We start from the raw sequence: 24938 nt of genomic DNA, 5'->3' as shown, positions 1-24938 counted from the left end.
CACGGAGTGTTCCGCCCACGCCCGCGGCCCCGGGCCTACAATGCCCCGGTGAGCTTCACCGTCCGCGCCATCACCCTCGACCTCGACGACACGCTGGCCGTTCGCCCCGATCGGCGCGCGCATCGACCAGGTCCTGCACGAGTGGATGCTCCAGCACAGCCCGGCCACCGCGGCGATGTTCCCGGTGGAGGCGATGCGCGAGCTGCGCGAGCGCTCCTTCCGCGACAACCCGCACCTGCACCACGACCTCTCCGCCCTGCGCCGGCCGACCATCGCCGAGGCGCTGCAGGCCAGCGGCGCGTCCATGGACCTGCTGGAGCCGGCCTACGAGGTGTTCTACGCCGCCCGCAACCAGGTCGAGTGCTACCCCGACGCGATCGGGGCCCTGGCGCGCATCTCCGCGCGCGTGCCGGTGGCGGCGGTGAGCAACGGCAACGCCGACCTGGAGCGGATCGGGCTGATGCAGCACTTCGCCTTCCAGCTGGGCTCGCGCGACCACGGCTACGCCAAGCCGCACCCGAGCATCTTCCACGCCGCCTGCCAGCGGCTGGGCTGCGGCCACGGCGAGGTGCTGCACGTGGGCGACCACGTGGAGATGGACGTGGCCGGCGCCGCGCGCGCCGGCCTGCGCACCTGCTGGATCAACCGCACCGGCGCGGCCTGGTCGCACCCGGAGCTGGAGCCGGACCTGGAGTTCGACACCCTGACCGCGCTGGCCGACTGGCTGGACGCCCACCTGGCCGACGCCTGCCGGCCGACTTCCGGAACCTACGCATGAACCCCGCTTACGCCACCCCAGGCACCCCTGCCCTTCCCCTGTACCTGCTCGACCGCGCCGGCTTTGCCGCCTGGCGCGACGCCCAGCCCGCCGCCGTGGCCGCGTGGCTGAAGGCGCAGGCCTTCGACGCCGCCCCCGGCAGCGCGGTGCTGCTGCCGGGCAGCGACGGCATCGCCGGCGCGGTGCTGGGCGTGGGCGACCGCCTGGATCCCTATGCCTACGCGCATGGTCCGCAGGCCCTGCCCGAGGGTGCCTGGGCGCCGCAGGGCGAACTGCCGGCCGACCAGCTGGCCGTGCTGCAGCTGGGCTGGGGCCTGGGCAGCTACCGCTTCGCCCGCTACAAGCAGGGCGGCCGCGCCCCGGCGCAGCTGCTGCTGGAATCCACCGACGCCGAGGCGCTGGACGTGCTGGCCGCCTGCGTGCGCGTGCGCGACTGGGTCAACACCCCGACCGAGGACATGGGCCCGGAGCAGCTGGAGGCCATCGCCCGCGAGCTGGCGCAGGCGCACGGCGCGCAGCTGGAGGTGGTCGCCGGCGAGGAACTGCTGGCACAGAACTTCCCGGCGATCCACGCGGTCGGCCGCGCCTCGCACCGTGCCCCGCGCCTGATCGCGCTGCGCTGGGGCGATGCCGCGCACCCGCACGTGGCCCTGGTCGGCAAGGGCGTGTGCTTCGACACCGGCGGCCTGGACCTCAAGCCGGCCGACGGCATGCGCAACATGAAGAAGGACATGGGCGGCGCCGCGCACGCGCTGGCCCTGGCCGGGCTGGTGATGGCGCGCAGGCTGCCGCTGCGCCTGACCGTGCTGGTGCCGGCAGTGGAGAACGCGGTCGGCCCGAACGCGCTGCGCCCGGGCGAGATCATTGCCACCCGCAAGGGGGTGAGCGTGGAGGTGGACAACACCGACGCCGAGGGCCGCCTGATCCTGTGCGACGCGCTGGCCTATGCCGCCGAGCAGCAGCCGGCGCTGGTGCTGGACTTCGCCACCCTGACCGGCGCGGCGCGCATCGCCCTGGGCCCGGACCTGCCGGCGCTGTTCGCCAACGACGACGCCCTGGCCGAGGGCTGGCTGGCCGCCGGCCGGGATACCCGCGACCCGGTCTGGCGCATGCCGCTGTGGCGCCCCTACCTGCGCTACCTGGCCAGCAACGTGGCCGACCTGGCCAATGCCGGCTCGCGCATGGCCGGCGCGGTGACCGCGGCGCTGTACCTGGAGCGCTTCCTGCCCGAGAGCCTGCCGTGGGCGCACCTGGACACCTACGCCTGGAACGACAGCGCGCGCCCGGGCCGACCGGCCGGCGGCGAGGCCCTGGGCCTGCGCTCGGCCTACGCCCTGCTGAAGGCGCGCAGCGCGGGCTGAGTGCCGCCCTCGCCCCGGCACCTGCCGGGGCGACACGGGATGGCGTTCCCGCGCAGCCCGGACAAGGCCGCACACCGCGTGCCTGGAGTGCGACCCGGCCCGGGCCGTCGCCACGGCCCTGCTGCCGCAAGGCGCGAGGCGAGGTGCCACGCCTCGCCAGGCCTTCGTACCGCAGCGGCGCGGTGCGCTTCGCTTGCCGGGCCACGCCGCCTGCAACCGCGCCTGTACCGTTCGCCGGAATCCCGACGCAGTTGGCGGAAGCGCGCGCGCCGGCTATGCCATTCTCACGCCGCGTCGACGGTGGGAATGGCCTGGACCGGCCGCCCGGTACCGCCGCCGCCGAACGGCAACGGAGGGCAGGATGCTCGGCAAGCTGGGGATGGGCGCGTGGTCGGGCGCGGCGTGGATCGCCGGGCCGGGCCTGGCGCTGCCGGGACGCGGCCTGTCCGCGGTCGATGCGGTGTTGGCCTGGCTTGGCATGGCCGCGCTCGCGGGGCTGTGCTGGATGATCCACGGCCACCGCCAGCGCCGGCGCCAGGCACTGCTGCAGCGCACCCGCGCCGGCCAGCCGCTGGAAGCCGACCTGCGCACCAGTTACCTGCTGCTGCTCGCCGCCGGTTCGGGGGTGCTGCTGTTGCTCATGGCCTTGCTGCTGCAGGCTGGCGCCTGGCTGCTGGCCGCGCTGCTGTCCCTGGCCGCGCTGCTGGGGATCGCGCTCACCTGGGGCCTGCTGCTGGCGTTCCGCCGCCCCGGGCCGATGCTGCGCATGGACCGGCATGGCGTGAGTTCGGCCGCGTACGGACGCATCCCCTGGTGCGACGTGATCGGCATCGAGCTGCAAAGCGTGCGCCACCGCCATGGCAGCATGCACACCCTGGCGCTGTGCGTGCGCAACCCCGGCCGTTACCTGGAACACGCCCCCCCGCTGCTGCGCTGGATCCGGCGCCGGCTGCGCGACGAGCCCATCGGCACGCTGATGCTCGACCTCAACGCGCTGGACGAGGAGGCCGGGGTGATCCACCACACCGCGCTGGCGCTGCGCCGGCGCGATCCGGCGCCGTTCCTGGAGGCCTGGACCCGCCACATGGACCGCACCGCGGTCGAGGCCTTCATCGAGGCGCGCGGGCTGGACAGCGAGCGCGAACGCATCATCGCCGAGCTGCAGGCGGTCGGGGACCAGGCGCCGCTGCCGGCCACCGTGGCCAGGCCCGCGCCGCAGGCGCCCAGCGAGGCGGCCGAGCTGCACTTCCGCCGGGCGCTGGCCGCGCACGTGCGGCGCACCCGGCGGCGGGCGCGCGACGCACGGCTGGCGTCGTGGGTGGTGCTGGGCCTGGCGCTGCTGGTGGCGCTGGTCGTCCTGCTGCGCTGAGTGCTACAGCCAGCCCTTCTGCCGCGCCAGGCGGTGGGCCTCGATGCGGTTGGCCGCGCCCAGCTTGCCGATCGCCTCGGACAGGTAGTTGCGCACCGTGCCCTGGGACAGGTTGAGGCGGGCGGCGATCTCGGCCGAGGACAGGCCCTCGCCGGCCAGGCGCAGCACCTGGCGCTCGCGGTCGTTGAGCGGGTCGGCCTCGGTCCAGGCCTCCATCGCCAGCTCCGGGTCGATCGCGCGGCCGCCGCGGTGCACGGTGCGCAGTGCCTCGGCCAGGCGCTCGGCCGGGGCGTCCTTGAGCAGGTAGCCGCGCACCCCGGCATCCAGCGCGCGGCGCAGGAAGCCGGCGCGGGCGAAGGTGGTCACGATCACCACCTTCACCGGCAGTTCGTGGCGGGCGATGCGCGCGGCCAGGTCGAGGCCGCCGAGGCCGGGCATCTCGATGTCGGTGACCAGCACGTCAGGCTGCAGGCGCTGCAGCTCGCGCCAGGCAGCCTCGCCGTCGGCCACCGCGCCGGCGACCTCGATGTCGGATTCCATCGACAGCAGCGCGGCCAGCGCGCCGCGCACCATGGCCTGGTCTTCGGCCAGCAGGACTCGGATCACGGGGCATGCGGCGAGGCGGACATGCCGTCGAAGTTACCAGAGCCGCGCTGCGCACCGGCAGCCTCGGCCGCGGCGGGCGCATCGACCGCCTGCGGCGCCACCGCCTCGCGCAGCGGCACCTCGACCACCAGCCGGGTGCCGCGCGGCTGCGCCGGTTCCCAGCGCACCCGTCCGCCCAGCGCATGCACGCGCTCGCGCATGCCGGCCAGGCCGTTGCCGGGGCGGATCGCGCCGCCGCGGCCATCATCCTCCACCAGCAGCCGGCAGCGCCCGCCCTCGGCCGCCAGCGACACGCCCACCTGGCGCGCACGCGCGTGGCGGTGGACGTTGGTCACCGCTTCGCGCAGGCACAGCGCCAATACCGTCTCCAGTTCCGGCGCCAGCGCCGAGGCGTCGTTGCGGTGCACCTGCAGGTCGATGCGCTCGCCACCCAGCAGCAGGCGCGCGGCCGCCAGCTCGGCGGCGAACTCGGCGCTGCGGATGCCGCTGACCGCGCGCCGCACCTGGGCCAGGGCCTCGCGCGCGATCCCCGCCAGCTCGCCGATCTCGCGCTGCGCCGCCTGCGGGTCGCGCGGCAGCAGCTTGCCGGCCAGGTCGGCCTTCAGCGCCACCAGCGACAGGGTGTGGCCGAGCAGGTCGTGCAGGTCGCGGCCGATGCGCTCGCGCTCGGCGGTGGCGGCCAGCCGCCGCACCTCCTCCTGCGACAGCTCCAGCGCCTGGTCCTTGCGCTCCAGCACCCGCTGCGACTGCACCACCACGCCCACCGCCAGGGTGGTCACCGGCATCCACACCATCGAGGTCCACGGATAGCCGAACGCGCGCGCCGCCAGCACGAACAGCACGTTCAGCGCCAGCAGCGCCAGCGGATAGCCCCACCAGCTGCGCCACGGGCCGAAGCCCAGGAAGATGCAGCCGAAGATGAAGTAGCTCATGCCCGACGGGTACCAGCGCAGCAGCACCAGGCACAGCGCCATCATGCCCAGCGCCGGCAGGCGCACGCGCCGCCGCGGCGCCAGCAGCACGCGCACGTACAGGGCCACGAACAGCGGGTAGGAAACCAGGGTCAGCGCCCACCAGAGCGGGTTGTAGCCCTGCGGGGTGAACACCGGGACGATGAACACCCACATCGTCCACAGCAGGTGCACGAACTCGGTCCACAGCGGGCGGCCGCGGCGCACCGCGCAGCCGGCGATCGAATCCGGCGCCGGGCGCAGCCAGGCCCGGAGGCGTTCGGTGGTGCGGGGGACGGGTGCTGACATCGGCTTCTCCTCGGCTGCGCCACGGGCCGTGCGGGGCGATGGTACGCCCGCCGCGGCCCGCGCAGTCTCCCGCGCGCGCGGGTGCCGGCCCATGCATGGCTGCCACCGAAGACGGATGACAGCCGTCACTGGGACGCGGCCGCCGCGGCGCCCAAGCTTGCCCTGCGCCGTCCATCCCGCCGCAGGCCGGTTCCGTCGCACCGGCGGCAGGCTCGGCCACAAAGTGACTTCCGGCAACTCGCGCCGGGGCATCCTGCGGGCGGACACTCCACGGCAGCTCCAGGCAAGGGACCGCAATGAACGACTCCGCCGAACTGCTCAAGCAACTGCGCATCGAGCGCGACAAGCCGGGCCAGGGCACGCCGCCCGGGCGCCAGCTCCTGTACCCGCTGCTGATCGCCGCGCTGGTGCTGGCCATCATCGCCGCCGCCTGGTTCCTGCTGCGGCGCGAGCCGGCGCCGGAAGTGCGCACCGCGCAGGCGGTGCCGCTGGCCTCCGGGCCGGCGGCGGCTTCGGTGCTGGACGCCAGCGGCTACGTGGTCGCGCGGCGCATGGCGACGGTGTCGGCCAAGGTCACCGGGCGCGTCCAGGAAGTGCTGATCGAGGAAGGCATGCAGGTCGCCGAGGGCCAGGTGCTGGCGCGCCTGGACCCGGTGGACGCCGATGCCCAGCGCGCGCTGGCGCAGTCGCAGCTGGCCGCCGCGCGCAGCCAGATCGAGAGCGTGCAGGCGCAGCTGGTGGACGCGGAAGCCAGCGCCAGCCGCCTGGAACGGCTGGCCGCCGGGCAGCTGGTCTCGCGCGCGCAGTACGACCAGGCCGTGGCCCAGCGCGACAGCCTGCGCGCGCAGCTGGCCACCGCCCGCCGCAACGCGCAGGTGGCCGCCGACCAGCTGCGCATCGCCGACCACGGCGTGGACAACACCATCGTGCGCGCGCCGTTCTCCGGCGTGGTCATCGCCAAGGCCGCCCAGCCCGGCGAGATCGTCTCGCCGCTGGCCACCGGCGGCTTCACCCGCACCGGCATCGGCACCATCGTCGACATGGATTCGCTGGAGGTCGAGGTCGACGTGGGCGAGGCCTACATCGGCCGGGTCAAGGCGAAGATGCCGGTGGAAGCCACGCTCAACGCCTACCCGGACTGGAAGATCCCGGCCGAGGTGGTCGCCACCATCCCCACCGCCGACCGCGGCAAGGCCACGGTCAAGGTGCGCATCGCGCTCAAGGTGAAGGACCCGCGGATCGTGCCGGACATGGGCGTGACCGTGAGCTTCCTGGAGCAGGCCCCGGAAGCCGGCGACGAACAGCCGCGCGCCGGCGTGCGCGTGCCATCCGGGGCCCTGGTCGAGCGCGACGGCCGCACCGTGGCCTTCGTGCTCGGCGACGACGACCGCGTGCGCCTGCGCCAGGTGCAGGCCGTGCCCTCCACCGCCAGCACCCGCGACGTCACCTCCGGCCTGGCCCCGGGCGAGCTGGTGGTGCTCGATCCGCCGCAGGACCTGGCCGACGGCAACCTGGTCAAGGTCGCCGGCGGCGGCTGATCCGCCGCGCCGCGTCCGCGGCGTCCTCCTTTCCCCCGGCCCACCGGCCACGCATGCACGAGGCACAGCCATGGCAACCCTGGTTTCGATCCGCAACCTGACCAAGACCTACCAGCGCGGCCCGGAGAAGGTCGAAGTGCTGCACGGCATCGACCTGGACATCGAGGAAGGCGACTTCGTCGCGCTGATGGGCCCCTCCGGCTCGGGCAAGACCACCCTGCTGAACCTGATCGGCGGGCTGGACTCGCCCACCTCCGGCAGCATCGAGGTCGCCGGCCAGCGCATCGACCAGCTCGGCGCCGGCAAGCTCTCGCACTGGCGCAGCCAGCACGTGGGCTACGTGTTCCAGTTCTACAACCTGATGCCGGCGCTGACCGCGCAGAAGAACGTGGAGCTGCCGCTGCTGCTGACCAAGCTCGGCGCCGCCCAGCGCAAGCGCAACGCGCAGATCGCGCTGCAGCTGGTGGGCCTGTCCGAGCGCATGTCGCACAAGCCCAGCGAACTGTCCGGCGGCCAGCAGCAGCGCGTGGCCATCGCCCGCGCGATCGTCTCCGACCCGACGTTGCTGATCTGCGACGAGCCCACCGGCGACCTGGACCGGCAATCGGCCGAGGAGATCCTGGGCCTGCTGCAGCAGCTCAACCGCGAGCACGGCAAGACCATCGTGATGGTCACCCACGACCCGAAGGCGGCCGAATACGCCAGCCACACCCTGCACCTGGACAAGGGCACCCTGGTCGAACAGGCGCCGCAGGCGGCCTGACCGGGCGGAGGACATGCGATGAAATACTTCCACCTGATATGGGCGGCGCTGTTCCGGCGCCGGACCCGCACCCTCCTCACCCTCGCCTCTATCATGGCGGCGTTCCTGCTGTTCGGCCTGCTCGACGGCATCCGCACCTCCTTCGCCGACCTGGGCCGCAGCGCCGACGGCGCGCAGCGGCTGCGCACCGGCTCGCGGCTGTCGATGATCGAGACCCTGCCGCTGTCGCTGGCGCCGCGCATCGCGCGGCTGGACAACGTCGAGGCGGTGACCTGGGCCAACTGGTTCGGCGGCGCCTACCAGGACCCGCGCAACCAGCTGTTCACCTTCGCGGTGGCGCCCAACTACCTGGACCTGTACCCGGAGATCGAGGTCGACCCGGCGCAGCGCCAGGCCTGGGCCGGCAACCGCACCGGCATCCTGGTCGGCGAAACCCTGATGCGGCGCTTCGGCTGGAAGGTGGGCCAGCAGATCCCGCTGCAGTCCACGATCTTCCCCAACCGCGACGGCAGCCTGAACTGGTCGTTCCAGATCGACGGCGTGCTGCGCCCGCGCGACGGCGAGGAATCCGGCTTCACCGGGATGATGGTGCTGCTGCACTACGAGTACTTCGAGGAGTCCACGCCGTACGTGGACGGCAACGTCGGCTGGTACATCAGCCGCGTGAGCGACGTGCGCCGCAGCGACGCGGTGGCCAGGGCGATCGACGCGCTGTCGGCCAACTCGCCGCACGAGACCAAGACCATGAGCGAGCAGGCGGCGATGGCCTCGCAGCTCAAGCAGATGGCCGACATCGGCCTGATCGTGGGCTCGATCATGGGCGCGGTGTTCTTCACCCTGCTGCTGCTGACCGGCAACACCATGGCCCAGGCGGTGCGCGAGCGCACCTCCGAGCTGGCGGTGCTGCGCACCATCGGCTTCACCGCGCAGTCGGTGCTGGGCATGGTCCTGGCCGAATCGGTGCTGCTGGTGCTGCTGGGCGGCGTGCTCGGCCTCGGCCTGGCCACGCTGATCGGGCCGGTGGCCAAGGCCGCCAGCGGCGGCATGCTGAACCTGCCGGAGATCGGCTGGCGCAGCTGGATGCTGGGCCTGGGGCTGATGGCCGGCATCGGCCTGCTGGTGGGCGCCCTGCCCGCGCTGCGGGCGATGCGCCTGAACATCGTCGACGCGCTGGCCGGGCGCTAGGAGGAACCCCATGAAACTGCTCAAGTCCCTGCTCTCCGGCACCGCGATGTTCCTGGTGCTGGTGGTGTTCCTGGCGGCGTGGATCGCGCTGCCGTGGCCGGCGCTGCTCGGCCTGGCCGTGCTGTTCGCGCTGTGGATGCTGCTGGCCCGCAGCGGCCGCCAGGCGGCCTCGGTCACCCGGGTCGGGGTCAGCACCCTGGCCCAGCGCCTGGGTGGCTCCTCGGTGGTGGTGATCGGCATCGCCGGCGTGGTCGGCGTGCTGGTCGCGCTGCTGGCGATGGGCGAGGGCTACCGCCACACCGTCGGCAACAGCGGCAACGACGAGACCGCGATCGTGCTGCGCGGCGGCTCCTCGGCCGAACTGATGTCGGTGCTGGACCGCGAGGCGATCACCGTGATCGAGCGCGCGCCGCAGATCGCGCGCGACGGCGAGGGGCGGCCGCTGGCCTCGGCCGAGCTGCTGGTGGCGGCCAACCTGCCGCTGCGCGGCGGCGAGGACGATGGCAGCGTGACCCTGCGCGGCGTCGGCCCGATGGCCTGGGCGGTGCGCCCGAACATCAGGCTGGTCGCCGGCCGCCAGTTCCAGCCCGGCCGCCGCGAGCTGGTGGTCGGCACCGGCACCCAGCGCCAGTTCGCGGGCCTGGAGGTCGGCAAGTCGGTGCGCCTGGGCAACGAGCCCTGGGAGGTGGTCGGCGTGTTCGAATCCGGCGATTCGATGGAATCGGAGATGTGGGCCGACGCCGAGATCGTCGCCACCACCTTCCGCCGCGGCAGCAGCCGCGCCAGCGTGGTCGCCCGGCTCACCGGCGCGCGCGACTTCGATGCGTTCAAGGCCACCCTCGCCGCCGACCCGCGGCTGAAGGTGGAGGCCACCACCACCCGCGAGTACTTCCAGCGGCAGTCGGAGGGCATGGCCAGGCAGCTGCGCATCATCGGCATCGTGGTCGGTTCGATCATGGCGATCGGCGCGGTGTTCGGCGCGCTCAACACCATGTTCGCCTCGGTCGCCTCGCGTGCCCGCGAGATCGCCACCCTGCGCGCGATCGGCTTCCGCGGCATGCCGGTGGTGGTGGCGGTGATGCTGGAGACCATGCTGCTGGCCGCGACCGGCGGCGTGCTCGGCGGCCTGCTGGCCTGGCTGATCTTCAACGGCTACACCGCCTCGACCCTGGCCGGCGGCGTGGCCCAGCTGACGTTCGAGTTCAAGGTCACCCCGGGGCTGCTGTGGGAAGGCCTGAAGTGGGCGCTGGCGATCGGCTTCATCGGCGGCCTGTTCCCGGCCGTGCGCGCGGCGCGGCTGCCGGTGACCGAGGCGCTGCGGGCGGCATGAGCCGCGCGCGCCGCCGCAACGCCGGAACCGACGCCCGGCCTGGTGCCGGGCGTCCCTTTTGGGGAAGGCGACAAGCCACCGGGTCCCGGCTTGTGCCGGGGCCGCGGAAGTTGCTGCTCCGCATGGCGAGGGTCCAGCTGCATGGCCCCCGGCAAGGCGGAAGGCGGCGTCCCCGACGTTGCAGGGCGTTCCTGGCCCCGGATGCGCCTCGCTTGTCCGGCTGCGGCAACCGGCGGCCCATCGGCCCAGGGCAAAAAAAAAACGCGCCACCCGAAGGTGGCGCGCTTTCCATGTCGCAGCCGGCAAGCACATCCCCGGCCCTCTGCCCAACCCCTCGCGCGGAGGGGAACGCAGGCCTCCTCAGGCCTTCTTCAGCGCGGCCAGGATGCGGGCGGTGATCTCGTCCATGCTGCCCACGCCGTCGATGCGGGTGAGCGTGCCGCGGTTTTCGTAGAAGCCGATCACCGGGGCGGTGGAGTCGTTGTACACCTGCAGGCGCTTGCGCACCGACTCGGGGTTGTCGTCGTCGCGGCCCTCGGCCTTGGCACGGCCGGCGATGCGCTCGACCAGCAGGTCGGTCGGCACGTCCAGCTGCACCACCGCGTCCAGCGGCTGGCCGATCTTGGCCAGCAGGCCGTCCAGGGCGTCGGCCTGGGCGAGGTTGCGCGGATAGCCGTCGAGGATGAAGCCCTTGGCCACGTCGTCGCGGCCCAGGCGCGACTCCAGCATGCCGAGCAGGATGTCGTCGGACACCAGCTCGCCGCGGGCCATCACTTCCTTCGCCTGCTGCCCCAGCGGGCTGCCGGCGGCCACTTCGGCGCGCAGCAGGTCGCCGGTGGAAATATGCGGGACGCCCAGCGTTTCCTTCAGTCGCGTGGCCTGGGTTCCCTTGCCGGAGCCCGGTGGGCCGAGTAGCACTAGTCGCATCAATCGACTCCCTGGATGAATGTTCCGTAGGGGCCCGGGGCGCTAGACTCCCCACGTCCCTGGCGGCGCGTGACGCGCCGCACCAAGGTCCGGCAGCTTACCGCATCCGGCCCGCCAGTCACAGAAAAATGTCCCGTCCCCAGGAGTTGTCCATGGCCCGAGCCAAATCCGCAGGCACCCTGCTGTACGCCCAGTCCGGCGGTGTTACCGCTGTCATCAACGCCACCGCCAGTGGCGTGATTTCCGAGGCCAGGGCCCGGGGCGTGAAGGTCCTGGCGGCCCGCAACGGCATCCTGGGCGCCCTGCGCGAGGAACTGGTGGATACCTCGAAGGAGTCGGCCGCCGCCATCGCCGGCCTGGCCCAGACCCCGGGCGGTGCCTTCGGCTCCTGCCGCTACAAGCTCAAGTCGCTGGAAGCCGACCGCGCCAAGTACGAGCGCCTGCTGCAGGTGCTGCAGGCGCACGACGTGCGCTACTTCCTCTACAACGGCGGCAACGATTCGGCCGACACCGCGTGGAAGGTCTCGCAGCTGGCCAGGGAATTCGGCTACCCGCTGACCTGCATCGGCGTGCCCAAGACCATCGACAACGATCTGGCCGTCACCGACACCTGCCCCGGCTTCGGTTCGGCCGCCAAGTACACCGCCGTGTCCGTGCGCGAGGCGGCGCTGGACGTGGCGGCGATGGCCGAGACCTCGACCAAGGTCTTCGTGTACGAGGCCATGGGCCGCCACGCCGGCTGGCTGGCCGCGGCCGCGGGCCTGGCCGGGCAGTCGCCGGACGACGCCCCGCAGGTCATCCTGTTCCCCGAGCGCGCCTACGACGAGGCCGCGTTCCTGGCCCAGGTCGACAAGGTGGTGAAGAAGGTCGGCTGGTGCGTGGTCGTGGCCAGCGAGGGCATCCGCGACAAGGACGGCAGGTTCGTCGCCGACGCCGGCGGCGGCAAGGACGCGTTCGGCCACACCCAGCTGGGCGGCGTGTCGTCCTACCTGGCCGGCAAGGTCAAGGACAAGCTGGGCTACAAGGTGCACTGGACCCTGCCGGACTACCTGCAGCGCTCGGCCCGCCACGTCGCCAGCAAGACCGACTGGGAGCAGGCGCAGGCGGTGGGCAAGGCCGCGGTGCAGTACGCGCTCAAGGGCATGAATGCGGTGATGCCGGTGATCGTGCGCACCTCGTCGGCGCCATACCGCTGGAAGATCGAGCCGGCGCCGCTGCACAAGGTCGCCAACCACGAGAAGACCATGCCGGCCGGCTTCATCCGCAAGGACGGCTTCGGGATCACCGCCAGGGCGCGCGAGTACCTGGAGCCGCTGATCCGCGGCGAGGCGCCGCTGGCCTATGGCCGCGACGGCCTGCCGAAGTACGTCACCCTGAAGAACGTGGCGGTGAAGAAGAAGCTGCCGGCCTGGGAAGGCTGACTGCGATGACGGACGCGGCCGGCGGGCTCCGCGCCCTGCTGGCCGCGCCGGAGGCGGAGCCGCACCATCCCGGCCGCGACTGCGGCCGCGCGCGGCTGGAGGGCGAGCCGGTGGAACCGGAGGCGCTCCCGGCGGGCTAGTTGCCGCAGGCTCCCTGCGGCGCCTGCAGCACGGCGCTGTACTGCGGCAGCCGGGAGGCCCCGGCAGCCGCCTGCTCGCGGCCCTGCTCCAGGTAGATCCGCGCCTGGCCCTGGCCGTCGCGCGCCGGAGCGTCCGCCCCGGACTTGCGCCAGACCTGGACCACCGCCTCGCGCCCCGGGCAGGCCGCCTCGGGGATCTTCACCACGTCGTTGAGCGTCCAGCCGGCCGCGGCCGAGGGTTGCGCCTGTTCGGCCCCGACATAGCGCGCGCGCGGCTGGCAGGCGCCGCCCAGCGGCACCACCTGCAGCGCATAGGGCGCGGCGGCCCCGGCCTGCGCGTAACTGCCTTCCAGGCGTACGCAGGCTTCCGGGATCTGGCGCACGGTATGCACCGCGCCCGGGGCCTGTGGTGCGCCGACGCGCGCCGCCGGCTCCTGCGCGCGCAGCGGCACCACCACCGCCAGGGCGGTGGCCAGCAGCACCAGCAGGAAGGCCTGGCGGAAGGCAGCGCGGCTGCGCGCCTGGGCGCCGGCGACGGGGGATTGGTGGCGGACGGACGGGCGACGGCTCATGGGCAACGCTGGGCTCGGGGGACTACAAGCCTGCCCCGGCGCGGATGAACGCCATGTGGCCTTCCGCACGCGGCTGGGGTCATACTCGGCCCACTCCACGGAAGTCGAACACGGTACGACGCGTCTCGGTAACGGGTCCGTTCCAGTGCTTCATGGCTCGCCAGGCGTGGTCCTCCCGGTTCGACCTCGGTCGGACGGCATCCATACACCTCGGGAGGGGTCATGCTGGAACAACACGGTCTGACGCTGGCGCTGCTGTGCGCCGTGCTCGCAATCCTCTACGGCATCATCTCCGCACGCTGGATCCTGGCGCAGCCTGCAGGCAACGAACGCATGCAGCAGATCGCCGCGGCGATCCAGGAAGGCGCGCGCGCCTACCTCAACCGCCAGTACCTCACCATCGCCGTCGCCGGCGTGGTGCTGTTCGTGCTGGTGGGGCTGTTCCTGAGCTGGTACACCGCCATCGGGTTCGCCATCGGCGCGGTGCTGTCCGGCGCCGCCGGCTACATCGGCATGAACGTGTCGGTGCGCGCCAACGTGCGCACCGCCGAGGCTGCGCGCCACGGCCTGCGCCCGGCGATGGACGTGGCGTTCCGCGGCGGCGCGATCACCGGCATGCTGGTGGTCGGGCTGGGCCTGCTGGGCGTGGCCGGCTACTTCTGGCTGCTGCAGAAGCTGGGGCTGTCGCTGGCCGACAACCTGCACGCACTGGTCGGCCTGGCCTTCGGTTCCTCGCTGATCTCGATCTTCGCGCGCCTGGGTGGCGGCATCTTCACCAAGGGCGCCGACGTGGGCGCGGACCTGGTGGGCAAGGTCGAGGCCGGGATCCCGGAGGACGATCCGCGCAACCCGGCGGTGATCGCGGACAACGTCGGCGACAACGTCGGCGACTGCGCCGGCATGGCCGCGGACCTGTTCGAGACCTACGCGGTGACGGTGATCGCGACCATGCTGCTGGGCGGGCTGATGCTCGACCAGGTCGGTGCCAACGCGGTGCTGTACCCGCTGGTGCTGGGCGGCGTCTCGATCGTGGCCTCGATCATCGGCGCGTTCTTCGTGCGCGCCAGGGACGGCGGCTCGATCATGGGCGCGCTGTACAAGGGCGTGATCGTGTCCGGCGTGCTGGCGGCGATCGCGTTCTGGCCGGTGACCACCTCGCTGATGGCCGGCTCGCCGGCGGGCCCGGGCAACCTCTACGTGTGCGCGCTGATCGGCCTGGTGCTGACCGGCCTGATCGTGTGGATCACCGAGTACTACACCGGCACCGAGTACGGTCCGGTGCGGCACGTCGCCCAGGCCTCGACCACCGGCCACGGCACCAACATCATCGCCGGCCTGGGCGTGTCGATGAAGGCCACCGCGCTGCCGGTGGTGGCGGTGTGCGCGGCGATCTGGGGCGCGCACGCGCTGGCCGGGCTGTACGGCATCGCCATCGCCGCCACCGCGATGCTGTCGATGGCCGGCATGGTGGTGGCGCTGGACGCCTACGGCCCGATCACCGACAACGCCGGCGGCATCGCCGAGATGAGCGAGCTGCCGCCGGAGGTGCGCGCGGTGACCGATCCGCTGGACGCGGTGGGCAACACCACCAAGGCGGTGACCAAGGGCTACGCGATCGGCTCGGCGGCGCTGGCGGCGCTGGTGCTGTTCGCCGATTACACCCACAACCTGCAGGCCAGCAACCCGGGGCAGACCTTCGCCTTCGACCTGTCCGACCACACGGTGATCATCGGCCTGCTGGTCGGCGGCCTGATCCCCTACCTGTTCGGCGCGATGGCGATGGAGGCGGTGGGCCGCGCCGCCGGCGCGGTGGTCGAGGAAGTGCGCCGCCAGTTCCGCGAGATCGCCGGGATCATGCAGGGCACGGCCAAGCCGCAGTACGACCGCGCGGTGGACATGCTGACCCGGTCGGCGATCAAGGAAATGATCGTGCCCTCGCTGCTGCCGGTGGTGGTGCCGATCATCGTCGGCCTGCTGCTGGGACCGAAGGCGCTGGGCGGCCTGCTGATCGGCACCATCGTCACCGGCCTGTTCGTGGCCATCTCCATGACCACCGGCGGCGGCGCCTGGGACAACGCCAAGAAGTACATCGAGGACGGCAACTTCGGCGGCAAGGGTTCGGAGGCGCACAAGGCCGCGGTCACCGGCGACACCGTCGGCGATCCCTACAAGGACACCGCCGGCCCGGCGATCAACCCGCTGATCAAGATCATCAACATCGTGGCGCTGCTGCTGGTGCCGTTGCTTTGATCGTTGCCGGTCGTTGGAAGGAGAAGCCCCGGCCAGGCCGGGGCTTTTCCTTTTTCCTCTCCCCATGGGGTGAGGGGTCAGCGTTGGGCCATGAAGGCCTCGATCTCGTCGGCCGAGCGGGCCAGGCCTTCGGTGAGGATGCGGTGGCCGTCGCCGGTCACCACCACGTTGTCCTCGGTGCGGATGCCGATGCCGCGCCAGCGCGGCTGCACCGTGGTGTCGTCCGGCATCACGTACAGGCCCGGTTCGATGGTGAACACCATGCCCGGCTCCAGCAGGCGCGACTCGCCGTCGATGCGGTAGTCGCCGACGTCGTGCACGTCCAGGCCCAGCCAGTGGCCGCTCTTGTGCCGGTAGAAGCGCTTGTAGCTCTCCGCGGCCAGGTTCTTCTGCAGCGTGCCCTTGAGCAGGCCCAGCGACAGCAGGCCCTCGGTGAGCGCCTCCACCGCCGCTTCGTGCATGGCGATCCACGGCTCGCCCGGGCGCGCCTTCTCCAGCGCCGCCGCCTGGGCGCGGCCGACCAGGTCGTGCAGCGCGCGCTGCTCCTTCGAGAAGTGGCCGTTGGCCGGGAAGGTGCGGGTGATGTCGGCGGCGTAGTTGCGGTACTCGGCGCCGGCGTCGATCAGCACCAGGTCGCCGTCGCGGATGCGGGCATTGTTGGCCACGTAGTGCAGCACGCAACCATTGCCACCGGCGCCGACGATGCTGCCGTAGGCCGGGCAGGCGTCGGCGGCGCGGAACACGCGCTCCAGCTCGGCCTGCAGCTCGTATTCGTACATGCCCGGGCGCACCGCGCGCATCGCCGCCTGGTGCGCGCGCACGCTGATCTCGGCCGCCTTCTCCATCAGCCGCAGCTCCTCGCGCGACTTGAACAGGCGCATCTCGTGCAGCAGGTGGCCCAGCTCCAGGAACTCGTGCGGTGGCTGCGCCCCGTGGCGCACCTGGGCGCGTACGCGGTTGACCCAGCCGATCAGCTTGAGGTCGAACTCGGCGTCGCGGCCGAAGTGGTAGTACACCCGCGAGCGGCCCTCGAGCAGGCCGGGCAGGATGTCGTCCAGGTCGTCGATCGGGTAGGCGTCGTCCAGGCCGAACGCCTCCACCGCGCCCTCCTGGCCGAAGCGCGGGCCGTCCCAGGCCTCGCGCTCCGGGTCGCGCTCGCGGCAGAACAGCAGGGCCTCGCCGTGCTTGCGCCCGGGCACCAGCACCAGCACCGCGTCCGGCTCGGGGAAGCCGCACAGGTACCAGAAGTCGGAGTCCTGCCGGTAGGGATAGTGGGTGTCGTGGCTGCGCACGCGCTGCGGCGCGGCCGGGAGCACCAGGATGGCGTCGTCGCCGGCCATGCGCATGAGCTGGCGGCGCCGGCGCGCGAATTCGGCGACGGGGATGCCGGTGACGCTGCGCATGTCAGTTGAAGCTGCGGCGGTGGCGCGGACCGAGCACGCAGTCGCCATGCAGCAGCAGGGTGGCCACGCGCACGAATTCCTCCAGTTCCGAGAGCGAGGCTTCGTCCTCCTCGTCCTCGTCGATGTCCTGCACCCGGGCCCCGGCCAGCTTGCCGAGGTCCTGCAGGGCCTCGCTGCCCTCCTCCGACAGCGGCGGCTTGGCCCCGGCGGCCAGGCCGAAGGCGCCGAGGAAGCCGCGGCACCAGTCGAACAGCGCCTGCGCGCGCTGGCGCACGCTGGCATCCTCGTCGGCCAGCAGCAGCTGGAAGGCGAACTCGCCGTCCTCCAGCTGGGCCACGCTGCCCTCGCGCAGGCGGTCCAGGGCGCTGCCGGCGGGCGGCGGCGGCAGGGATTCGTCGGCCATGACCTTGGCGGTCCAGTCGCGCGCGTCGGCGCCGCCCCCGGCCAGCCAGCCGCAGAGGGCGCCGTGCAGTTCGGCGGGCGAGGCGACCAGGCCGAGCTCGCGGCTGGCCGCGGCGACCTCCTGGGGAGTGGGCAGTTGCGACATGTCGGGCGGGGGCGGGAAGGGGAGCCAAGTGTATCAATCCGCCCGCGACGGCCCGGTGGCCGGCCGTCCGGACTCGCTTGACCGGCGCGCGGGGCGCTGCCTATCGTGGCCTCCCATGGAACCCACGCCCGACGCCACCGCCCGCCTCCGCGCCCTCGCCGCGCGGGTCGAAGCGCTGGCCGACCGCTGCCAGCGGCTGGCGGAGGAGAACCGCAGCCTGCGCCTGCAGCAGGAGCAGCTGGTCGCCGAGCGCGCGCAGCTGCTGCTGAAGAACGAGCAGGCGCGGTCCCGGGTCGAGGCGATGATCGCGCGGCTGCGGTCGCTGGAGCAGCACACGTGAGCACCGAGCCGGTAGAAGTCCGCATCCTGGACCGCGAGTACACCGTCGGCGTGCCGGCGGGTGAACGCGACAGCCTGCAGGCGGCCGCCCGCCTGCTGGACTCGCGCATGCGCGAGATCCGCGGCAGCAACCGCATGGTCTCGCTGGACCGGCTGGCGGTGCTGGCCGCGCTGAACCTGGCCCACGAACTGCAACAGGCGCGCGAGGAACGCGACGCCCGCGAGCGCGAGCTGGCGCGGGTGCTGGACACCCTGGACCGGCGCCTGGACAGCCTGCTCGGCCCGGCCACGGACAAACCACAAGACTGAATGCGCGGTCCGATTGACCGCGCCTTCCGGCCCTGAACCAGGCATTGCCGGAATCTTCGCTATTCACGCCACGCAGGCTAGGCAGCGCGCGCGGCGACGCTATAATCCTTCCGCGTTCTCTGCCGTGTTCGACAGCTGGCAAAACATTCGCCTTGTCCCTTAAAAACGACACCGGGGATGCGACGACGCCGGGTGTGCATGTCCGCCATGTAGCGGGAAGCCCGAAGGTTTCCGACCGTTCCCACTTGAACCTCGGGTTCAAGGTCGTTTCGCCGCATCGGCATGGTGGAGAACCATTCTTCCGACGACGCCTCCCCCGGGAGGCGTCGTTTTTTGTGCGCGCCGGCACCGTCGCGGGCTTGGCGCGGCCGGCGGCGGCGGCGATCATGCAGCGCCGCCCACGCCCCGGATGCCCATGACCCAGGACCGCCCCACCCTGCGCCGCCAGCTGCGCGACCGCCGCCGCGCGCTGCCGCCGGCCGTGCGCATCGCCGCCGCGCAGGAGCTGGCCGAACGCATCCTCGCCCTGCCTTTCCTGCCGCAGCGCGGCTACGTCGCCGGCTACTGGGCGATGGACGGCGAGATCGGCCTGCACGTGTTGCAGCTGAAGCTGCCCCCGGGCCTGGTCTGGTGCCTGCCGGTGCTGGACGGCGAGCTGCTGCGCTTCGCGCCATGGCGCTCGGGCGACCCGCTGGTGACCAACCGCTTCGGCATTCCCGAGCCGGACGTGGAGCCGTCCTCGGCGCTGGAGCCGGCGGCGATGTCGCTGGTGGTGATGCCGCTGGTCGGCTTCGACCCCGGCGGCCAGCGGCTGGGCATGGGAGGCGGCTGGTATGATCGCAGCTTCGCGTTCCGCCGCGACCGCGCCGCGCCGCCGTGGCTGGTGGGTGCCGGCTTCTCCGTGCAGCAGGTCGAGGCGCTGGAGGGGGCGGAGTGGGACGTGGTCCCCGACGCGATCTGCACCGAGACCCAGACCCTGCTGCGCCCCGGCGCCAGCAGCCCGCAGCACGAGAAAGACCCGACGTGAGCGCCCGCACCCGCTACTGGCTGATGAAGTCCGAACCGGACGCGTTTTCCATCGACGACCTCGAGCGGGTCGGCACCGAGCCCTGGAACGGGGTACGCAACTACCAGGCGCGCAACTTCATGCGCGACGGGATGAAGGTCGGCGACGGGGTGCTGTTCTACCACTCCAACACCAAGGTCCCGGGCATCGTCGGCATCGCCCGCGTGGCCAGCGAGGCCTATCCGGACGAGACCCAGTTCGACCCGAAGTCCGACTACTACGACCCCAAGGCCACCCGCGAGCAGCCGCGCTGGTACCTGGTGGACGTGGCCTTCGAGCGCAAGCTCGCCCGCACCATCCCGCTGGACGAGATCAAGCAGCACGCCGACCAGCTCGGCGAAGGCTTCCCCCTGGTCGCCCGCGGCAACCGCCTGTCCGTGTTCCCGGTCACCGCGGCGCAGTGGAAGCTACTCTTGGCGCTGGAAAAGCAGTGATTTGCCGTTCGTGATTAGCGGGCGGCGAAGCGCTCCTACGAATCACCAATCACCAATTACCAATCACGGCCCTCCAATGTCTGAAGCCAAGCGCCTGGCCGGCGAAAAGGCCATCGAGTACGTCGAGGACGGCATGGTCGTCGGCGTGGGCACCGGCTCGACCGTGGCCTACTTCATCGAGGCCCTGGGCCGGATCAAGGACCGCATTGCCGGCGCCGTTTCCAGCTCCGAGCAGAGCACGAAGCGGCTGAAGGAGCTGGGCATCGAGGTGTTGGACGCCAACGCCGCCGGCCCGCTGAAGCTGTACGTGGACGGCGCCGACGAGTGCGACCCGCACAAGCGCCTGATCAAGGGCGGCGGCGCCGCGCTGACCCGGGAGAAGATCATCGCCGAGGCCAGCGAGACCTTCGTGTGCATCATCGATCCGGCCAAGCAGGTACCGGTGCTGGGCAAGTTCCCGCTGCCGGTGGAAGTGATCCCGATGGCGCGCAGCCTGGTCGCCCGCCGCATCCTGGAACTGACCGGCGGCCAGCCGGTGTGGCGCGACGGCGTGGTCACCGACAACGGCAACTGGATCCTGGACGTGCACAACCTCCGCATCACCGACCCGGTGAAGATGGAGAGCGAACTCAACCAGATCCCCGGCGTGGTCAGCGTCGGCCTGTTCGCCCGCCGCCCGGCCGACATCGTGATCGTCGGCGGCCAGCCGCCGCAGGTGCTCTGAGCCCGGCCGCGGCGCGGCCTTGACCGCCGCGCCGGGTTGCCCCACCTTGCGGGCCTGGTTCCGTCCGTGGTGGTCCACATGCCCCGACTGCTCCGCCGCCTTGCCGTCCTGACCGCGCTGCTGCTGTGCAGCGGCCTTGCCGCCGCCAGCGACCACTGGGTCGAGCTGGCCGGCGAGCGCTTCCAGGTCGAGATCGCCGCCACCGAGGCCCAGCGCGCGCGCGGGCTGATGTACCGCGAGCGGCTGGAGCCGGGCCACGGCATGCTCTTCATCCACGACTGGTTCGGGCCGCAGGCCTACTGGATGAAGAACACGCGCATCCCGCTGGACATCCTGTACTTCGACGAGCAGCGCCGGCTGGTCTCGCAGCACCGCGACGTGCCGCCGTGCCGCACCCGCGACTGCCCGGTCTACCCCAGCGGCGCGCCGGCCCGCTACGTGCTGGAGCTCAACGCCGGCGAGGCGGCGCGGCTGGGCGTGGCCGAGGGGGCTGAACTGCGCTTCGGCCCGGGGATCCCCGCGGCGGCGGAGTAGCCGCGCCCGGGCTTGATTGTCGCCGCGCCCGACCCCAGTCTTGGGCGCATGGGGAAAACACGCATCCAACTTCCCGACTGGAACGCCCTGGCAGCGCTGGACGATGCCGCGCTGCCCCTGTTGCCGACCGCCCTGCTGATCGCCCGCGACGAGTACCCGGCGCTGGACCCGGCCGAGTACGACGCTCTGGTGCAGTCGCACGTCGAGCACCTGCGGCCGGAGGTGGAGGCGATCCCGTCGACCGCGCTGAAGATGGCGGCGATCAACCGCCACCTGTTCGACGAGCTGGGCTACAGCGGCAACCACGACGCCTACTACGACCCGCGCAACAGCTACCTCAACCAGGTGCTGGAGCGGCGCCTGGGCAACCCGATCTCGCTGGCGATGGTGCAGATGGAGGTCGCCCGCCGCCTGGGCGTGCCGCTGGACGGGGTCTCCTTCCCCGGGCACTTCCTGGTGCGGCTGCCGGTGGACGGCGGCCTGCTGGTGATGGACCCGTTCAACGGCGGCCGCCCGCTGGCGGTGGAGGAGCTGCGCGAGCGGGTGCGCCCGCACCTGGGCGGCGAGGTCCCGGACGACCGGGTGCTGCTGCAGATCCTCACCCCCGCCCCGCACCGGGCGATCCTGGCGCGGGTGCTGCGCAACCTGCACGGCGTGTACGCCGCCGCCGGGGAATGGGAGCGCGCCGCGCGCAGCGCCGACCGCGTGCTGCGGCTGGTGCCGGAGGAAACCGACGCCCTGCGCGACCGCGGCCTGGCCTACATGGAGCTGGGGCACATCGAGGGCGCGCGCCGCGATCTGGGCCGCTACCTGCAGCTGGCCCCGGACGCCGCCGACGCCGAAGCGATCCGCGAACGCCTGATCGACGCAGCCGGGCAGCGCACCGTGCTGCACTGAGCCCGCCCACGCCCGCCGGGGCGCGGTGCCGGCTCAGATCTCCATCATCTCGAAGTCGTCCTTGGTGACCCCGCAATCCGGGCATGTCCAGGTGTCCGGGATGTCCTCCCAGCGCGTCCCGGGCGGGATGCCCTCTTCCGGCAAGCCTTCGGCTTCGTGGTAGATGAAGCCGCATACCACGCACATCCAGCTGCGGTAAGGGGCGTTGTCGGTCTCGCTCATCGGATAATGCAGGCCTGCGTCAGGGGCGCCATTGTCCCACAGGCGCCCGCACGACGGAGTCGAGATGAGCCCTGCCCCCCGCCCCCGAGGCCTGTACCTGATCACCCCGGACGAGCCGGTCACCAGCCGCCTGCTGCAGCGGGTAGGGCCGCTGCTTGGCGCCGGCGTGGCCTGGCTGCAGTACCGCAACAAGGCCGCCAGCGCGGCGCTGAGGCAGGAGCAGGCCGCGGCGCTGCAGGCCCTGTGCGCGCGCGCCGGAGTGCCGCTGCTGGTCAACGACGACGCGGCCCTGGCCTCGGAGATCGGCGCCGCCGGCGCCCACCTAGGCGAGGACGACGGCGCCCTGGCCGCGGCCCGCGCCCTGCTCGGCCCGCACGCCATCCTCGGCGCCTCCTGCTACGACAGCCTGCAGCTTGCGCGCGAGGCGGTGGCCGCCGGTGCCAGCTACGTGGCCTTCGGCGCGTTCTTCCCCACCACCACCAAGGTGGTGACCCGGCGCGCCACCCCGGACCTGCTGCGCGATGCCGCGGCGCTGGGCGTGCCGCGGGTGGCGATCGGCGGCATCACCCCGGAAAACGGCCGCGCCCTGGTCGAGGCCGGCGCCGACCTGCTGGCGGTGATCGGCGGGGTGTTCGACGCGCCCGATCCGCTGGCGGCGGTGCGGGCCTACCAGCGCTGTTTCCAGGCCACGCCGGCGGCCTGAGCGGGGCGCCCGCGGGCGGCGGGGCCTACAATACGGGGCTTCGCCGCACTGGAACCGTCCCGATGAACCACGACCGCTCCCACGCCCTGTTCTCCCGCGCGCAGCAGCTGCTGCCTGGAGGCGTGAACTCGCCGGTGCGTGCGTTCAAGTCGGTGGGCGGCGAGCCGTTCTTCGTGCAGCGCGCCGACGGCCCCTACCTGTTCGACGTCGACGGCAACCGCTACATCGACTACGTCGGCTCCTGGGGCCCGATGATCGTCGGCCACAACCACCCGGCGGTGCGCGAGGCGGTGCAGGAGGCGATCGGCAACGGCCTGTCCTACGGCGCCCCGTGCGAGGCCGAGGTGGAGATGGCCGAGACCATCACCCGCCTGGTGCCGTCCTGCGAGATGGTGCGCATGGTCAACTCCGGCACCGAGGCCACGCTGTCGGCGATCCGCCTGGCGCGCGGCGCCACCGGCCGCCAGCGCGTCGTCAAGTTCGAGGGCTGCTACCACGGCCACGGCGACTCGTTCCTGGTCAAGGCCGGCAGCGGCATGCTGACCCTGGGCGTGCCGACCTCGCCGGGCGTGCCGGCCGGCCTCAGCGAGCTGACCGCCACCCTCAGCTACAACGACTTCGAGGGCGCCACGAAGCTGTTCGGGGAGATCGGCGGCGAGATCGCCGCGGTGATCATCGAGCCGGTGGTGGGCAATGCCAACTGCATCCCGCCGCGCCCGGGCTACCTGCAGCACCTGCGCGAGCTGTGCACGAAGCACGGCGCGCTGCTGATCTTCGACGAGGTGATGACCGGCTTCCGCGTGGCCCTGGGCGGTGCCCAGGCGCACTACGGCATCACCCCGGACCTGACCACCTTCGGCAAGATCATCGGCGGCGGCATGCCGGTGGGCGCCTACGGCGGCCGCCGCGAACTGATGCAGCAGATCGCCCCGGCCGGCCCGATCTACCAGGCCGGCACGCTGAGCGGCAATCCGGTGGCCATGGCCGCCGGCCTGGCCATGCTGCAGCTGATCCAGGAGCCGGGCTTCCACGCGCGCCTGGCCGCGGCCACCGCGCAGCTGTGCGAGGGCTTCGAGGCCGCCGCGCGCGAGGCCGGCGTGCCGCTGACCACCAATCACGTCGGCGCCATGTTCGGCCTGTTCTTCACCGACCAGAAGGTGGAGACCTATGCCCAGGCCACCGCCTGCGACACCGCCGCGTTCAACCGCTTCTTCCACGCCATGCTCGAGCGCGGCGTGTTCCTGGCCCCGAGCGCCTACGAGGCCGGCTTCCTCTCCAGCGCCCACGACGGCGCGGTGATCGACGCCACCCTCGAGGCCGCGCGCGCCGCGTTCCGGAGCCTGGCCGATGACCGCGCCGGCTGAGCCCGGCGCCGGCCCGCGCGCGGACGGCGGCAGCCTGTTCGAGCGCGAGCACCTGCCGGCCTCCAGCGAAGGCCGGCGCTACCGCTGGTTCCGGGTGATCTTCCACCACGACGCCCCGGACGAGCGCAACTTCGACCTGGCGCTGATCCTGGTCATCCTGGCCAGCGTGGCGGTGGTGCTGCTGGACTCCATGCCCTCGGTGAAGGTGCGTTGGCACGCTTGGCTGTACGCGGCCGAGTGGCTGTTCACCCTGGCCTTCGCCGTGGAATACGGCGTGCGGCTGTGGGTGGTGAAGCGGCCGCTGCGCTATGCCTTCAGCTTCTTCGGCGTCATCGACCTGCTGGCGATCCTGCCCACCTTCCTGTCGCTGCTGTTCCCGGCCACCGCCTCGTTCACCGTGATCCGCGCGCTGCGCCTGCTGCGCGTGTTCCGGGTGCTCAAGCTGGTGGAGTATTCCAGCGAGGCCGGGGTGCTGATCCAGGCGCTGGTGCGCAGCCGGCGCAAGATCCTGGTGTTCATCGCCGCGCTGCTGACCATCGTGGTGGTGTTCGGTGCGCTGATGTACGTGGTGGAGGGCCCGGACAACGGCTTCACCAGCATCCCCGCCGGCATGTACTGGGCGATCGTGACCGTCGGCACCGTCGGCTTCGGCGACATCGCCCCGGCCACCCCGTTCGGCCGCTTCGTCACCTCGCTGCTGATCGTGATCGGCTACAGCATCATCGCCGTGCCCACCGGCATCTACACCGCCGAGCTGGCGCGCTCGCTGCAGCCGCGCCGGCGCCAGGCGCGCTGCGGCAGCTGCGGACTGGACGACCACGAGGCCGATGCCTGGCACTGCCGCAAGTGCGGCGCCGTGCTGCCGCGTGAAGAGTGAGCGCGGACGCGGAGGACGGG

26 protein-coding genes, 1 other RNA gene and 1 pseudogene are annotated in these 24938 nt (G+C 72.3%); 21 read left to right on the top strand and 7 right to left on the bottom strand.

Annotated features, from left to right (window positions below):
- The first annotated feature begins 48 nt into the window (after positions 1 to 48).
- From EIM48_RS13720 to EIM48_RS13710, 3 genes and pseudogenes are all read left to right on the top strand, one after another.
- A pseudogene (locus EIM48_RS13720) lies at positions 49 to 778 on the top strand (HAD-IA family hydrolase).
- Positions 775 to 2139 (top strand): leucyl aminopeptidase family protein, encoded by a 1365-nt coding sequence (locus EIM48_RS13715; protein ID WP_125111899.1) that lies wholly within the window; start codon positions 775 to 777, stop codon positions 2137 to 2139. The pseudogene EIM48_RS13720 and the gene EIM48_RS13715 overlap by 4 nt, the downstream one beginning before the upstream one ends.
- A gap of 361 nt (positions 2140 to 2500) precedes the next feature.
- Positions 2501 to 3508, top strand: a complete 1008-nt coding sequence (locus EIM48_RS13710) for a hypothetical protein (RefSeq protein ID WP_125111898.1) — start codon at positions 2501 to 2503, stop codon at positions 3506 to 3508.
- A 3-nt stretch (positions 3509 to 3511) separates the two neighbouring features.
- Here the strand turns inward: EIM48_RS13710 and EIM48_RS13705 are convergent, their stop codons facing one another.
- Both EIM48_RS13705 and EIM48_RS13700 read right to left on the bottom strand, forming a co-directional pair.
- Positions 3512 to 4114, bottom strand: coding sequence for a response regulator transcription factor (locus EIM48_RS13705; RefSeq protein WP_019398837.1), 603 nt, complete (start codon positions 4112 to 4114; stop codon positions 3512 to 3514).
- The gene (locus tag EIM48_RS13700) at positions 4111 to 5373 is read right to left on the bottom strand and encodes a sensor histidine kinase (protein ID WP_028915092.1); all 1263 of its coding nucleotides are present in this window, start codon (positions 5371 to 5373) and stop codon (positions 4111 to 4113) included. The genes EIM48_RS13705 and EIM48_RS13700 overlap by 4 nt, the downstream gene beginning before the upstream one ends.
- 296 nt (positions 5374 to 5669) lie before the next feature.
- Here EIM48_RS13700 and EIM48_RS13695 point away from each other — a divergent pair, with 296 nt between their 5' ends.
- The 4 genes from EIM48_RS13695 (at position 5670) to EIM48_RS13680 (ending at position 10189) form a co-directional block, all read left to right on the top strand.
- Positions 5670 to 6911: an efflux RND transporter periplasmic adaptor subunit gene (locus EIM48_RS13695; protein ID WP_125111897.1), complete on the top strand. Its 1242-nt coding sequence runs from the start codon at positions 5670 to 5672 to the stop codon at positions 6909 to 6911.
- A gap of 70 nt (positions 6912 to 6981) precedes the next feature.
- Positions 6982 to 7674, top strand: a complete 693-nt coding sequence (locus tag EIM48_RS13690; RefSeq protein ID WP_019398840.1) for an ABC transporter ATP-binding protein — start codon at positions 6982 to 6984, stop codon at positions 7672 to 7674.
- A gap of 18 nt (positions 7675 to 7692) precedes the next feature.
- Positions 7693 to 8859 carry an ABC transporter permease gene (locus EIM48_RS13685; RefSeq protein WP_019398841.1) on the top strand — a complete coding sequence of 389 codons (1167 nt, stop codon included), beginning with the start codon at positions 7693 to 7695 and terminating at the stop codon, positions 8857 to 8859.
- 10 nt (positions 8860 to 8869) lie between these two features.
- On the top strand, positions 8870 to 10189 hold the full coding sequence (locus EIM48_RS13680) for an ABC transporter permease (RefSeq protein ID WP_125111896.1): 1320 nt from the start codon (positions 8870 to 8872) through the stop codon (positions 10187 to 10189).
- 360 nt (positions 10190 to 10549) lie between these two features.
- Here EIM48_RS13680 and EIM48_RS13675 read toward each other — a convergent pair whose 3' ends face one another.
- Positions 10550 to 11116 carry an adenylate kinase gene (locus tag EIM48_RS13675; RefSeq protein WP_026010567.1) on the bottom strand — a complete coding sequence of 189 codons (567 nt, stop codon included), beginning with the start codon at positions 11114 to 11116 and terminating at the stop codon, positions 10550 to 10552.
- A gap of 152 nt (positions 11117 to 11268) precedes the next feature.
- On the opposite strand from EIM48_RS13675, the gene EIM48_RS13670 reads away from it, so the two are divergent.
- Both EIM48_RS13670 and EIM48_RS15695 read left to right on the top strand, forming a co-directional pair.
- Positions 11269 to 12537, top strand: a complete 1269-nt coding sequence (locus EIM48_RS13670) for a 6-phosphofructokinase (protein WP_125111895.1) — start codon at positions 11269 to 11271, stop codon at positions 12535 to 12537.
- A 5-nt stretch (positions 12538 to 12542) separates the two neighbouring features.
- The gene (locus tag EIM48_RS15695; protein ID WP_019398845.1) at positions 12543 to 12677 is read left to right on the top strand and encodes a hypothetical protein; all 135 of its coding nucleotides are present in this window, start codon (positions 12543 to 12545) and stop codon (positions 12675 to 12677) included.
- On the opposite strand, the gene EIM48_RS13665 is transcribed toward EIM48_RS15695, so the two are convergent.
- Positions 12674 to 13249 carry a hypothetical protein gene (locus EIM48_RS13665; protein ID WP_125077319.1) on the bottom strand — a complete coding sequence of 192 codons (576 nt, stop codon included), beginning with the start codon at positions 13247 to 13249 and terminating at the stop codon, positions 12674 to 12676. The genes EIM48_RS15695 and EIM48_RS13665 overlap by 4 nt on opposite strands.
- 222 nt (positions 13250 to 13471) lie before the next feature.
- Here EIM48_RS13665 and EIM48_RS13660 point away from each other — a divergent pair, with 222 nt between their 5' ends.
- On the top strand, positions 13472 to 15499 hold the full coding sequence (locus tag EIM48_RS13660; protein WP_019398847.1) for a sodium-translocating pyrophosphatase: 2028 nt from the start codon (positions 13472 to 13474) through the stop codon (positions 15497 to 15499).
- A gap of 77 nt (positions 15500 to 15576) precedes the next feature.
- On the opposite strand, the gene EIM48_RS13655 is transcribed toward EIM48_RS13660, so the two are convergent.
- A complete protein-coding gene (locus EIM48_RS13655) occupies positions 15577 to 16902 on the bottom strand; it encodes an aminopeptidase P N-terminal domain-containing protein (RefSeq protein WP_028915098.1) in 1326 nt (441 codons plus the stop codon).
- Position 16903: 1 nt separating this feature from the next.
- Entirely contained in the window at positions 16904 to 17449 is a 546-nt protein-coding gene (locus EIM48_RS13650) for a UPF0149 family protein (protein ID WP_019398849.1), read from the bottom strand.
- 115 nt (positions 17450 to 17564) lie between these two features.
- Here EIM48_RS13650 and EIM48_RS13645 point away from each other — a divergent pair, with 115 nt between their 5' ends.
- The 8 genes from EIM48_RS13645 to EIM48_RS13610 all read left to right on the top strand — a co-directional run bounded on the left by EIM48_RS13645 (position 17565) and on the right by EIM48_RS13610 (position 21752).
- Positions 17565 to 17789, top strand: a complete 225-nt coding sequence (locus EIM48_RS13645; protein ID WP_019398850.1) for a TIGR02449 family protein — start codon at positions 17565 to 17567, stop codon at positions 17787 to 17789.
- Entirely contained in the window at positions 17786 to 18097 is a 312-nt protein-coding gene (zapA, locus tag EIM48_RS13640) for a cell division protein ZapA (RefSeq protein ID WP_019398851.1), read from the top strand. The genes EIM48_RS13645 and zapA overlap by 4 nt, the downstream gene beginning before the upstream one ends.
- A 113-nt stretch (positions 18098 to 18210) precedes the next feature.
- Positions 18211 to 18393, top strand: a non-coding RNA gene (ssrS, locus tag EIM48_RS13635) — 6S RNA.
- 119 nt (positions 18394 to 18512) lie between these two features.
- Positions 18513 to 19124, top strand: coding sequence for a 5-formyltetrahydrofolate cyclo-ligase (locus EIM48_RS13630; protein ID WP_028915100.1), 612 nt, complete (start codon positions 18513 to 18515; stop codon positions 19122 to 19124).
- Positions 19121 to 19597 (top strand): EVE domain-containing protein, encoded by a 477-nt coding sequence (locus EIM48_RS13625; RefSeq protein ID WP_019398853.1) that lies wholly within the window; start codon positions 19121 to 19123, stop codon positions 19595 to 19597. Before EIM48_RS13630 ends, EIM48_RS13625 begins: the two co-directional genes overlap by 4 nt.
- A gap of 76 nt (positions 19598 to 19673) precedes the next feature.
- On the top strand, positions 19674 to 20321 hold the full coding sequence (gene rpiA, locus EIM48_RS13620) for a ribose-5-phosphate isomerase RpiA (protein ID WP_028915102.1): 648 nt from the start codon (positions 19674 to 19676) through the stop codon (positions 20319 to 20321).
- Between the two features lie 78 nt (positions 20322 to 20399).
- Positions 20400 to 20855, top strand: a complete 456-nt coding sequence (locus tag EIM48_RS13615) for a DUF192 domain-containing protein (protein WP_125111894.1) — start codon at positions 20400 to 20402, stop codon at positions 20853 to 20855.
- A 48-nt stretch (positions 20856 to 20903) separates the two neighbouring features.
- Positions 20904 to 21752, top strand: a complete 849-nt coding sequence (locus EIM48_RS13610; protein WP_028915104.1) for a SirB1 family protein — start codon at positions 20904 to 20906, stop codon at positions 21750 to 21752.
- Between the two features lie 33 nt (positions 21753 to 21785).
- Here the strand turns inward: EIM48_RS13610 and EIM48_RS13605 are convergent, their stop codons facing one another.
- Entirely contained in the window at positions 21786 to 21974 is a 189-nt protein-coding gene (locus EIM48_RS13605; protein ID WP_019398857.1) for a rubredoxin, read from the bottom strand.
- Positions 21975 to 22038: 64 nt separating this feature from the next.
- Here EIM48_RS13605 and thiE point away from each other — a divergent pair, with 64 nt between their 5' ends.
- The 3 genes from thiE (at position 22039) to EIM48_RS13590 (ending at position 24918) form a co-directional block, all read left to right on the top strand.
- A complete protein-coding gene (thiE, locus tag EIM48_RS13600) occupies positions 22039 to 22677 on the top strand; it encodes a thiamine phosphate synthase (protein WP_028915106.1) in 639 nt (212 codons plus the stop codon).
- A gap of 62 nt (positions 22678 to 22739) precedes the next feature.
- On the top strand, positions 22740 to 24041 hold the full coding sequence (gene hemL / locus EIM48_RS13595; RefSeq protein ID WP_125111893.1) for a glutamate-1-semialdehyde 2,1-aminomutase: 1302 nt from the start codon (positions 22740 to 22742) through the stop codon (positions 24039 to 24041).
- A complete protein-coding gene (locus EIM48_RS13590; protein WP_233581697.1) occupies positions 24025 to 24918 on the top strand; it encodes an ion transporter in 894 nt (297 codons plus the stop codon). Before hemL ends, EIM48_RS13590 begins: the two co-directional genes overlap by 17 nt.
- The last annotated feature ends 20 nt before the right edge of the window (positions 24919 to 24938 follow it).

Origin of the sequence: Pseudoxanthomonas sp. SGNA-20 (genome assembly GCF_003931635.1) — a bacterium.
Taxonomy (GTDB): domain Bacteria; phylum Pseudomonadota; class Gammaproteobacteria; order Xanthomonadales; family Xanthomonadaceae; genus Pseudoxanthomonas.
Note: the sequence above shows the minus strand (reverse complement) of the source record. Positions and strands in the feature narration are given on the sequence as shown.

What these genes read in the sequence shown, in the direction of transcription:
- EIM48_RS13715 (WP_125111899.1), top strand. Translation starts at nt 775, where the DNA reads ATGAACCCCGCTTACGCCACCCCAGGCACCCCTGCCCTTCCCCTGTAC.
- EIM48_RS13710 (WP_125111898.1), top strand. Translation starts at nt 2,501, where the DNA reads ATGCTCGGCAAGCTGGGGATGGGCGCGTGGTCGGGCGCGGCGTGGATC.
- EIM48_RS13700 (WP_028915092.1), bottom strand. Translation starts at nt 5,373, where the DNA reads ATGTCAGCACCCGTCCCCCGCACCACCGAACGCCTCCGGGCCTGGCTG.
- EIM48_RS13695 (WP_125111897.1), top strand. Translation starts at nt 5,670, where the DNA reads ATGAACGACTCCGCCGAACTGCTCAAGCAACTGCGCATCGAGCGCGAC.
- EIM48_RS13690 (WP_019398840.1), top strand. Translation starts at nt 6,982, where the DNA reads ATGGCAACCCTGGTTTCGATCCGCAACCTGACCAAGACCTACCAGCGC.
- EIM48_RS13685 (WP_019398841.1), top strand. Translation starts at nt 7,693, where the DNA reads ATGAAATACTTCCACCTGATATGGGCGGCGCTGTTCCGGCGCCGGACC.
- EIM48_RS13680 (WP_125111896.1), top strand. Translation starts at nt 8,870, where the DNA reads ATGAAACTGCTCAAGTCCCTGCTCTCCGGCACCGCGATGTTCCTGGTG.
- EIM48_RS13675 (WP_026010567.1), bottom strand. Translation starts at nt 11,116, where the DNA reads ATGCGACTAGTGCTACTCGGCCCACCGGGCTCCGGCAAGGGAACCCAG.
- EIM48_RS13670 (WP_125111895.1), top strand. Translation starts at nt 11,269, where the DNA reads ATGGCCCGAGCCAAATCCGCAGGCACCCTGCTGTACGCCCAGTCCGGC.
- EIM48_RS15695 (WP_019398845.1), top strand. Translation starts at nt 12,543, where the DNA reads ATGACGGACGCGGCCGGCGGGCTCCGCGCCCTGCTGGCCGCGCCGGAG.
- EIM48_RS13665 (WP_125077319.1), bottom strand. Translation starts at nt 13,249, where the DNA reads ATGAGCCGTCGCCCGTCCGTCCGCCACCAATCCCCCGTCGCCGGCGCC.
- EIM48_RS13660 (WP_019398847.1), top strand. Translation starts at nt 13,472, where the DNA reads ATGCTGGAACAACACGGTCTGACGCTGGCGCTGCTGTGCGCCGTGCTC.
- EIM48_RS13655 (WP_028915098.1), bottom strand. Translation starts at nt 16,902, where the DNA reads ATGCGCAGCGTCACCGGCATCCCCGTCGCCGAATTCGCGCGCCGGCGC.
- EIM48_RS13650 (WP_019398849.1), bottom strand. Translation starts at nt 17,449, where the DNA reads ATGTCGCAACTGCCCACTCCCCAGGAGGTCGCCGCGGCCAGCCGCGAG.
- EIM48_RS13645 (WP_019398850.1), top strand. Translation starts at nt 17,565, where the DNA reads ATGGAACCCACGCCCGACGCCACCGCCCGCCTCCGCGCCCTCGCCGCG.
- EIM48_RS13630 (WP_028915100.1), top strand. Translation starts at nt 18,513, where the DNA reads ATGACCCAGGACCGCCCCACCCTGCGCCGCCAGCTGCGCGACCGCCGC.
- rpiA (WP_028915102.1), top strand. Translation starts at nt 19,674, where the DNA reads ATGTCTGAAGCCAAGCGCCTGGCCGGCGAAAAGGCCATCGAGTACGTC.
- EIM48_RS13615 (WP_125111894.1), top strand. Translation starts at nt 20,400, where the DNA reads ATGCCCCGACTGCTCCGCCGCCTTGCCGTCCTGACCGCGCTGCTGCTG.
- EIM48_RS13610 (WP_028915104.1), top strand. Translation starts at nt 20,904, where the DNA reads ATGGGGAAAACACGCATCCAACTTCCCGACTGGAACGCCCTGGCAGCG.
- EIM48_RS13605 (WP_019398857.1), bottom strand. Translation starts at nt 21,974, where the DNA reads ATGAGCGAGACCGACAACGCCCCTTACCGCAGCTGGATGTGCGTGGTA.
- thiE (WP_028915106.1), top strand. Translation starts at nt 22,039, where the DNA reads ATGAGCCCTGCCCCCCGCCCCCGAGGCCTGTACCTGATCACCCCGGAC.
- hemL (WP_125111893.1), top strand. Translation starts at nt 22,740, where the DNA reads ATGAACCACGACCGCTCCCACGCCCTGTTCTCCCGCGCGCAGCAGCTG.
- EIM48_RS13590 (WP_233581697.1), top strand. Translation starts at nt 24,025, where the DNA reads ATGACCGCGCCGGCTGAGCCCGGCGCCGGCCCGCGCGCGGACGGCGGC.